Source organism: Deltaproteobacteria bacterium, assembly GCA_020848905.1.
In the GTDB taxonomy this organism is placed as follows: Bacteria; Myxococcota_A; Polyangia.
Map to the genome: position 1 here is coordinate 139,021 of JADLHG010000062.1, position 9,848 is coordinate 148,868.

The window sequence follows — 9,848 nt, forward strand, 5'->3', positions numbered from 1 at the left end:
TCAGCCCTCGCTCGGCCGCGGGCCGGCGAGCTTGGCCTCGAGCTCGTCGCGCGCCTTCCCGTCGAGCGGATTCGGTTCGCCCGAGAGCATGACCCTGAGCGCCGCGAGCTCGCTCCGCGAGAACTGGCCCGCGTGCAGCACGTGCTCCTCGAAGGCTTCGTGGGCCAGGGGGGCCACCGCGCGGGACAGCGTGGAAAGGGCCTCGGCGTAGCGCCGGATCTCGAGCTGGGCGTGCGCGTCCAGGCGCAGCTTGAGGAAGTGGAAGAGGTTGTGCAGGTCGATCTGCCAGTACCACTGGGTGTAGAGGCTGAGCGGAAGGTTGACGCGCGCGAGCTCCCGGGCCACGTCGTCGCCGATCAAGCCCTCGTAGCTCCGGTAGGCCTCGGCCTGGCCGCGCTGCAAGAGCTCGAGCACCCGCTCCTGGAGCGCGGCAGGCACCTCCGCCGCACTCCGCCCCTGCTTGTTGTCCGTGCTCTGGTAGCGGATGTCCTCGCTCGCGGGCAGGTAGAACTCGTCGCTCATCACGCTGTAGCGGGCCGAGACCTCGTTCAGCCGCGCCGTGCGGTGCCGGATCCACTGGCGCGCGACGAAGATGGGAAGCTTGACGTGAAACGTGAGCACCACCTGCTCGAAGGGGGAGGTGTGGTGGTGCTTCATCAGGTACTGGATGAGGCCCCGGTCCTGCCGCACGCTCTTCGTGCCGGCGCCATACGAGACGCGGGCGGCCTGCACGATGCGCTCGTCACCGCCCAGGTAGTCGACGAGCCGTACGAACCCGTGGTCGAGGACCCGGATCTCCTGATCGAGCAGCGCTTCCGCCTCGGGACTTACTACGTGGGCCATGCAGCGACTCCGACGAAACGGCGCGCATCATACCGCCAGGAGCCCCGGCCTGAAAGGGGCTCCCCGGTCGCGGGCAGGGCCGATCGAGTTCTCCGGATGGAAGAGCCTAGGGAGGGCCTAGGGCGCTCGTGAAGCGGGCCCTGGCGGACGCCGCCCGGGCCTCGCTTCACCTCGCGCCCCCTTGGGCTCCGGTGATCGCGGTGTAGGCGTGGCAGGTGGATCGCGCGCGAGGGCTCGAGGGAAGCACGGGGTGATAGCAGCGGTGTGCGGCGGGGATCGATGCGAAGGCCTTCGGCGGGGTGCTGCGCCCGGGGCGGTTCACTCCTCTCTTCGGCTCACCCGAGCGCACCGACAACGGCAGCGGCGCGGCGGGGCAAGGCCCCCGAGCGCAGCGTCCGTAGGCAGCAGCGCCCGCCAGGGCGCTGTCGCCGGAGGCCCGCAGCCCCGCACGTCGCGCCGCCCCCTCCATACCCCCATGTCCGAGAACTTGATCACCCTGCGGTCGCGGGGCGTGCGGGACCGTCGCCGGCCAAGAGTAGACTATCGCTTCTTGCCGAAGATGCCGCGCCCGCCGTTCTCGCCGTACCAGTAGACGCAGGCGTCGTCGACGGCGAGGGGCCAGGCCGCGGAGTCGCCGGCGATGGCCGCCGCCCCGGCCACGAAGGTGGCCGCGGCCTGCTTCGGCGCCTGCTTGTGCACGCCCTGCGCGTTCGTGAAGTAGCACTGCCCGTCGGCGGCGAGCGCGGTGATGGCCCCGCTGCCCACGATGTAGTTGTTGAGCGTGCCCCAGTTCACGTTCTGCGCGTCGTCGACGCCGATCATGCCCACGTTGGGCGACTGCGCCGTGCGCAGCCAGTAGGTGTAGCGGCCGTCCGTCGCCATACCGCGGACGCCGAGACCCGGCACACCGACCTCCGCCGCCGCCACGGGGTTTCCGGTCCCCGTGGAGATGGCGTTCGCGGGGATGGCGTACACGCCCTCCTTGCCGCTGGCGGCCTGGCGCGCCGCGAAATAGATCTTCGTCGCGTTCCCCGCGACGGCCGTAATCGTGTCGGTCCCTCCCCAGCTCGGGCTGTCGGAGCCCAGGTTGTACTTGATCTCGAAGACCGAGCTCGCCACGGCCTGCGCGCGGAAGATCTGCCGCCCGGTGCGGCTGAACCAGTGCAGGTAGCCGTTGTTCATGGAGAGGCCTTCCGGCGTGATGGTGTTATTGACCACCGAGATCGTGTTGCCGCCCGCGGCCGGCTTGCAGCGCAGGCCTCCGGGGATCTGGGGGTTGCTGTGCCCCTCGATCCAGCACACGGTCCCCTTCTCCGCGGCGAGGCCGAAGAACGAGGTGGTGGAGCTGGAGGTGGCGAAGACCACCGCCCCCCCGCCCGCACGCGTGGCGCGCCAGAGCTCCGTCCCCTTCTGCGTCCAGAAGACGTACCCGTCGGTGGCCGCGACGTAGCTCACGTAGTCGTTGAGGTCGAGCGGCACGATCTTGCCGTTCGCCGGACAGCTCGCCACGGCCCCATCCTTGGGCAGGGTCGCCCCGTCGGTACGGCGCGCGTCGGTCGCCGGTCCGCGGTCCGCGGTCACGCCTCCGTCTCGACGCGAGAGGTCGCGCCCGCCGCTGTCTCGCACCCCCGCGTCGGGGTTGGCCGCGGCGCGCGGACAACGCCGTTTCGAGCCCGAGAAGACGCCGGTGCCCACGCCTGGCACGTCGTAGGTGCCCGCGAGCTCGTCACCGTCGATCATGCCGGTGATCGTCCCCGCGGGAGAGGCGATGGTGAGGCTCACGTTCTTGCCGGAGATCGTGCCCACCGCGGCGCCCGCGAGCGGCCCCGACCAGAAGACGGCTCCCGCGTAGCTCCCCGAGGTGAAGAGGTTGAAGGCCCCCGAGATCTGACCGCCGTTGAAGGTGCCGCAGTAGCGCGCGACCGGCGCGACGCCCAGCTCGCGCGAGTCGAAGTAGCGCTTCTTGCCGTCGGCCCCCGTGCAGGTCCCACTGAAAGAGCCGTTCGCGAGCTTGCCAGTGCACATGAAGCTCCCGAGCACCGTCGTCGCGGTGCCGGAGAAGCTCACGTTGTCGGCCGTGACGAGCGTCCCGGTCAGCGTGATCGGCCCGAGGGCGCTGCTCAGCGTGAGCGTCCCCGAGATCGTCGCGCCGTCCACGACGCGATCCGCCTTGGCGACCGGGTTGGTGAAGGTCAGGTCCAGGGTCCCCGTCTCGCCATCCGGTCCCGCCCAGAGTCCGGCGTAGTGGGTGGTGACGGCAGAGGGGGGCGCGTCCGGCGAGGGAACCGCCGCATCGCCCGTCGACGTGGAAGAGGAATTGCACGCGGCGCAGCACACCAGTGCCAGGCCGACGAGTCCGTGTCTCATGTTCACTCCCTGAGGGAAAAGGGGGTGACTCTTACCGCAGGTCGCGGCCGGACCGCAACCGCCTCGCGCGCCCCCACGGTCGTCTCTCCCTCCTCGGAGGGTGGGGCAAGCGGCCGGTCACGGGGTGAGGATGATGTGGGCCTGAACGAACATGCCGCCACCGCAAGCCGCCTCGGGGATCATGAAGCTCTTCCAGGGGGAAAGGCCGACGCTGGTCTTGGTCGTGCCGCTTCCGCCGCAGCGCTTCGGAATGTCCACGATCTCGTAACCGCCGGCCGCCGTCTTCACGAGCCGACCCGTGAAGCTGTGCGTGGCCGGAAACATCGTGGCGTAGAAGGTCGAGTGCTTGCACTGGTCGTTGTCCGGGCTGACCTGGGTGTCCACGGTCCAGGTGGCACTCACACGGTCGTCCTGCTGCGTGACCGTGGCATGGCCCGCCACCTGGAGCCACTGACCGCAGCGCTGCAAGCTCAGCTCGTGCCCGTCGACGCGGTAATTGCCCGTCAGATCGGGCAGGGGGTTGGGTGTGATGGTCACGGTCCGCGTCTCCTGCGCGAGGACGTTGCCCGTCGCGCGGTCGCGCACGACGATCGTGATGCGCACGCTGCCGCAGGAGGCCGGCGCGATGAGCCGGGCCTGCACCTGGCCCGAAATATCGGTCGTCGCGCTCGCGGGAGTGATCGTGCCGCAGCTCGCGGTGAGCTCGACCCGCACCCCACGGACGGGCTCGAACCCGCCGCTCCCGTTGGGCCGCTCGACGGTGATCGGGATCACCAGACCCGCCGCCGCCTGGTCCTCCGTGAGCGTGGGGGGCGTGGGAGCCGTGACGCGATAGCCCCCCGGGCTCCCGTTCGCCGGCCCGAGCTCGAGCGCGAAGACGTCGAAGGGGAGGAGCGTGGTCACCACGAAGGCCGTGAGCTCGGAGGCCGAGCCGCTATCATTCGGCCGATACGCGATCGCGAACTCCGTCTGGCCGCTGGCCGCGGCGGCGCTCCCGACCTCGGTGGCGAGCGTGTCGCCCGGCTTGAGCCGCGAGAGGAGGATGCGCTTCACGTTGTAGGGCCCGATCACCGGATAGAAGTTCACCGTCGCGGGATCGAGCCGTACCGCCACGTTCACCGTGTCGCCGGCGGCGAAGCTGCTCCTGTCCGCCGTCACCGTGCCCGCGGGCGAGCGACCCAGGTCCACCGACAGACTGAAGAGCGGGGCCGAGACGTTCGGCGGGATGCCGAGGAGCCGGAGCACTCGGGCGAAGTCCATCGCCAGCCCCACCGAGGCTTCGAAGGTGGCCTTGTAGTCCGACTTGTAGCTCGCGTCGAGGATCTGGCTCGTCTGCAGGGCGAAGTTGCCCTGCATCTTCGGGCCCAGCATCGCCTCGAGCGCGCTGAACCGGAGGGCCCGCAGGAACGGATTGCCGATCGCCAGCTCGGCCTTGCCGAAGCCCATGATCGAGGCCTCGAAGCGCAGGTCCCCGAGGCCCGGCAGGTCGAGCTTGGGCTCCGCCTTTCCGGTCCCGGTCAGCGTGTTCACGACCCCGCAGCTCCCGCCGGCGGGGCAGGCTACGCCGAGCTGGGCCTCCACGGTCGCCTCGGCCTTCACGCCCACCCCGGCCGTGGCGAGGGTCAGCTTCCCCGCGAGCTCGATCCCGACCTTGAGCGGTATGAGCCCGGAGATGAAGACCGCGAGCGCTCCGCCGACGGGGATGCGGAGGGTGAAGATCTCCTGCTCGCAGGTCACCTTCCCCTCGATCGCCGCGGTCAGGGTCACGCCGGCCTGGATCGCCGGGGTGATCGCGCCGCGCAGCACGAAGCGCTCGAGCCCGTTCGCCGCGGTGTAGACCAGGTCGAGGCCGAAGGTCTGCGTCACGCTGAAGGTGGGGGGCGACGAGAGAGTGATCGGGAGCGTGGTGCCGTTACCCGTGTAGTCGAACTTGCACGCGATGAAGGGCGGCGCGGAGCCGCTGCCGGCGGCCATGGTCTGCCGCGAGGGCTCGTCGGCCGAGCCGCTCCCCTTCTTCGGCGTGAAGCTCCAGCGGTTCCCCTCGCGGACGACGTCGTACGCGGCGGCGACGCTGGGCTCGATGGTCATCGGAGCCCGCGTGAGGTCGAGGGTCTCGTTGAGCTTCAGGTTCGGGAAGGCCTCGCGCAGGGAAACCAGCCCGAGGGTGACCACGATGCGCCCCGCTGTCGTGTCCACGGAGCGGACCCGCCCGGCCACAACCTTGCTCCCCGTCCCGATGAGCAGCGCGCCGACGGCCGGCGCGGGCACGCCGGTGAGCTCGACGCGGACGGTGTTCTCGAAGGCCGGCGCAGCGGCCGGATCCGTGGGCGCGGGCTCGCCCACGAGCTGCTCGTCGGTGAGCTCGACCGTTCCCGGCGGCAAGCGCGTGGCCACGACGAGGAGCGACGCGGAACGCGCCTCTCCCACCTCGGCGGTGAGCTGCGCGGCGCCGTTCTCCACGACGGCTCGCGCGAGCCCGCTGCCATCCACCTCGATCTCGTTCGGCCGGCTCGACTTCCAGGTCAAGGTCGCGGCCACCTCGCGCCCGTCGGCGCCATAGGCCACCGCATGAAGCTGCCGCGTGGCCCCTTGCGCCGTGAGCAGGGCGCCCGTCTCGCGAAGCTCGACGCGGGCGACCTGGGGCGTGGTCTCGCCCCCGCCCCCACAGGCGCCGAGTGCGGCGCCGAGCACCACACAATAACTGTACGCGACCATCTTCATGGCGTTCCTCCCTCCATGGCGTCGTGGGTCCGTGCCGCACCCGCGGCCCTGGACACCCCCATCCCCCGTGCCCCGAACGCGCCCAGTCTAGCCGAGGAACCCGCGCGGCGGCCCACCTTCTTATGGTATGGGTGAGGCCACACGGGAACCGACGGAGTGAGGCGGATGAGAATCGAACGTCGAGAGGTGGCGCAAAGCGTGGTGGCGATGCTGCTCGTCGTGGCCGGCCCGGCCTGGGCGGCCGGCGAGATACGAGAGCCGGAGACGAACGTGGCTTTCCCGGCGGAGCGGCGCTTCGGCCCGCACCGCATGCGCTGCGTGGGCACCGCGGTGCGCGAGAAGTTCGGCTTCGACGTGTACGCGGCGTGCCTGTACGTGGATGCGGCCAAGGGCAAGGCCAAGCTCCTCGAGTACCTCAAGAGCAAGGAGCCGGGGGCCTACGCCGGCGGGAAGGTGAACGTCTCTCAGCTCCAGGGGAGCGAGCAGTTCTTCCGCTGGCTCATCGCGTCGGACCTGGCGATCGCGGTGGACATGACCTTCGTGCGCGAGGTGGCGATGGAGAAGATCAAGGCCCAGTGGGTCGAAGGGCTGGCCCACTACCTTCAGGACGCCGCGCTGCGAGACAAGTTCGTGGGGCCCCTCTCGGGGGACGTGAAGAAGTACGAACATCTCACGCTCACGTTCTTCCCCGGCGGGAAGGTGCAGCTCCAGCAGGCCGGCCGCACCTATCCGGCCATCGTCAGCCAGCCGCTGGCTCGCGCGCTCCTCAGCATCTGGCTCGGACACAAGCCCGTGACGGCCAAGATCAAGCGCGACCTGGTCAAGCTCGTGGACACCCTCGCGCAGTAGCAGAGCGTGAGGATACGTCGCGTCCCTCGCCGGCCTGCACGGGTCGCGGCGCTCGCCTCGGTCCTCGTCACCGTCCTCTTCGCGCTCCTCTTCGCCGCGACGGGCTGCCCGAACAATCGATCTCGCGTCCATGAAAGACGCGACGCGCTGGTCGCCCCCGAGCTCACCGCGCCCACGGTGCGTTACGGGGAGCCCACGCACGACGGCGGAGCTCCCGGCGCGGACCGGGGCGACGCAGGCGGCGCCGAGGCTCGGCTCTCGAGCGAGGCAGGGGCCGCACCCGCGCGGCGCCCCGTCTCCCCCGCGCGCGTGCTGGCAGCACGGAGCGAGGCCCAGTCCCTCCGCAAGGCCCTCCTTTCGGGAGGCGTCGCCCCGCGCGAGGTGGCGGCCATCGCGGACATCCGCGGGCACCGGCTTCTGCGACGAGGGCAGCTCGAGCTGGCACGCGTCTGGTTCGAGGCCGCCGTGGCAAGCGACCCCTCCTTCGAACCCGCCCTGCTGAACGCCGCACGGACCGCCGCTCGCCTGATGGACCTCCGCGCCGCCCGTTCTCACCTGGCGCGGCTCGGGGCCCTTCGAACGCCCATGGCGGCCCGCATGCTCCGCGAGATCCCGGCCGATCCGGACTTCGCCCGGCTACGTTGAGCTCCCTGCCCGCGGGGAGCTGCCTCCTGCGGGTCGCGATCCGCGACCCGAGTAGCCGCCCGCGACCCCGGCTTTCAGAGAGGCGGAAGGACCCGAACATGGGTAAACCAACCGGCCCAAAGACCCAGCATTTACGTTTACGTTAAACGACTTACACGGCCAATGGCCGTTGGATGGACGGTTGGTCCGCTTCTTGTAGTTGTCCGCGGTGGGATGGCACCGTCATGACACGATCACTCCAGCAAACTCCCGCAATCACCCCCTCCTCCCGCCACGCCTGGGTTCGCCTGGCCGAGGTCCGTCGCCTGCGCGCGCTGCTCGATCAGCAGCGCACCGAGCTCGACCTGCTCCGCGCGGAGACCGCCGAGCTTCGCGCCACGCTTCGCCCCTGGGACGGCGTGGAGCAGAAGCGCGCGCTCTGGGCCCTCGAGGACCGCGCCGCGACGGATGGCGCCGCGCTGGCCCGCGGCGAGGAGCAGCTCGTGCAGCTCTTCACGGGGCTCTTGCTCGAGGAGCCGGGCTTCGCCGAGGCGCAGAGCGAGTTCGCGGACCTCGCGTGGCAGCTGCTGGCCCACGCGGAGGAGCGCCGCGACGCGCTCGCCGCGGAGCGCTACCTGGGCCTCCTCGGCACCTACGACGACGGACGCTACACAGACCTGGTGGAGGGGACCGGAACGCTCCTGCTACAGAGCGAACCCGGAGACGCGGAGGTCACGCTGCAACGCCTCGAGCTCGTCGACCGGCGCTTCTGTCTCACCGAGGGGATCTTCCTGGGCCAGACGCCAGTGGGCCCACTCGACCTCGCGCCCGGTCGCTACGTGGCCGAGCTGTCGCTCCCCGGCTTCGCCTCGGTGAAGCGTCCCTTCGAGCTGCCGCGCGGCGGCCACCTGCACCTCGCGGTGCGGATGGTGGGGCGCCACCTCGTGGACGACGCGTTCGTCCAGGTGCCGACCGGTCGCTTCCAGATGGGCGGAGACGAGCGCGCTCCCGGCGCAGGGCCGGCGCAGTCGCTCTTCGTCGAGAACTTCGCCATCGGGCGTCACCCGGTCACCGTCGGTGAGTACCGCCAGTTCCTCGACGACCTGGCGGTGAGCGACCCGGCCTCGGCCATTCGCCACGCGCCTCGCGTCGGCCGCGGGCCAGAGCTGGACCAGAGCCTCCCGGTCACGGGCGTGACCTTCGAGGCCGCCGAACGCTACTGCGACTGGCTGAGCGCGCGCACGGGCCTCGAGCACCGTCTGCCGACGGAGATCGAGTGGGAGAAGGCCGCGCGCGGCGTGGACGGTCGCGCCTTCCCCTGGGGCGACGACTTCGACCCCAGCTACTGCCTGATGCGGCTGTCGCGCTCCGGTGCGCCGACGCTAGAGCCCGCTGGCCGCTTCGCGACCGACCTCTCCGTCTACGGGGTCCACGACCTCGCGGGCGGCGTGGCGGAGTGGACCTCGAGCTGCTTCGACGAGGGCCAGGCCGAGCGCGTGATCCGCGGCGGCTCCTTCGAAGACGGCGTATCGCAGTGCCGTGCCGCGGCGCGAGGAGCGCTCTCGCCCGAGGCTGCGCGCGGCAACGTGGGCTTTCGCGTGGTGCGCTCGCTTCCGACGGGCGGAGGCGACACCTGCAGTCTCCCCGTGGTCCCGGTGGTGGAAGGCGGCGCCCCGCTGCGGCGACCGGTCCCCGACCTTCACCGCGCACGGCAGGAGCTTCTGACCTGCGCCACGACCCTGGCCACCGGCCTCTCCGTCGACGAAGGGCTCGCCGCGCTGCTGCGGCAGACCGTGCGCCTCGTGCAGGCCGAGCGCGGGCTGGTGGTGAGCCTCGAGCAAGAGACTCCGACCGCGATCGTGTCGGCCAGCGCGAGCGGCGGTCCGCTGCCGAGCTCGGATCAGCAGTTCGACGAGCAGCTCGTCTGGGCCTCGGTGCGACAGAAGCGGATCATCGCCGTGCCGGGACCGCGGCCGGCGCTCGCCCTGCCGCTCGCCAACGGCACGAGCGCGCTGGTGCTCGAACGACGCTTCAGCGGCGGCGCCTTCCTCGACGAGGAGAGCTTCATCGCGCAGTCGGCGGCGGATCTGCTGGCGGTCGCCTTGCGCCTGCGCCAGGTCACCTCCGGCCCGCTGGTCTGCCTCGACGGAACGCTCGACGAGGTGGTCGCGCGGGTCGAGACCGAGCTGCTGAGCCAGGTGCTGGTCGCGGAGAAGCGGAACATCTCGCGCACCGCGCGCCGCCTCGGGCTGAGCCGCAACGGCCTGCGTGCGCGCCTGCGTCGCTACGGACTCGCGGCCCACGACGATGGCAGCGAGTCGCTGGACGAGCTCGAGGCGCCGTAGAGCCGTCTCGACCGGAGCGGAGCAGCCTTTTCGCGCTGTGAGCACCGGAGCGCAGGAGCGACACCGCCTGCCGGGATGGATCGCAAGCCCTTACACGGC

The 9,848-nt window shown here is 71.0% G+C and carries 6 protein-coding genes; 3 read left to right on the top strand and 3 right to left on the bottom strand.

Going from position 1 to position 9,848, the window contains the following annotated elements:
- From IT371_27430 to IT371_27440, 3 genes are all read right to left on the bottom strand, one after another.
- A complete protein-coding gene (locus tag IT371_27430; GenBank protein ID MCC6751414.1) occupies positions 1–843 on the bottom strand; it encodes an FAD-dependent thymidylate synthase in 843 nt (280 codons plus the stop codon).
- Positions 844–1,383: 540 nt separating this feature from the next.
- Positions 1,384–3,210 (bottom strand): hypothetical protein, encoded by a 1,827-nt coding sequence (locus tag IT371_27435; protein MCC6751415.1) that lies wholly within the window; start codon positions 3,208–3,210, stop codon positions 1,384–1,386.
- Positions 3,211–3,327: 117 nt separating this feature from the next.
- On the bottom strand, positions 3,328–5,931 hold the full coding sequence (locus tag IT371_27440; protein MCC6751416.1) for a hypothetical protein: 2,604 nt from the start codon (positions 5,929–5,931) through the stop codon (positions 3,328–3,330).
- 165 nt (positions 5,932–6,096) lie between these two features.
- Here IT371_27440 and IT371_27445 point away from each other — a divergent pair, with 165 nt between their 5' ends.
- From IT371_27445 to IT371_27455, 3 genes are all read left to right on the top strand, one after another.
- Positions 6,097–6,780, top strand: coding sequence for a chalcone isomerase family protein (locus IT371_27445; protein ID MCC6751417.1), 684 nt, complete (start codon positions 6,097–6,099; stop codon positions 6,778–6,780).
- Positions 6,781–6,786: 6 nt separating this feature from the next.
- The gene (locus IT371_27450; protein ID MCC6751418.1) at positions 6,787–7,425 is read left to right on the top strand and encodes a hypothetical protein; all 639 of its coding nucleotides are present in this window, start codon (positions 6,787–6,789) and stop codon (positions 7,423–7,425) included.
- 224 nt (positions 7,426–7,649) lie between these two features.
- Positions 7,650–9,749, top strand: coding sequence for an SUMF1/EgtB/PvdO family nonheme iron enzyme (locus tag IT371_27455; GenBank protein MCC6751419.1), 2,100 nt, complete (start codon positions 7,650–7,652; stop codon positions 9,747–9,749).
- The last annotated feature ends 99 nt before the right edge of the window (positions 9,750–9,848 follow it).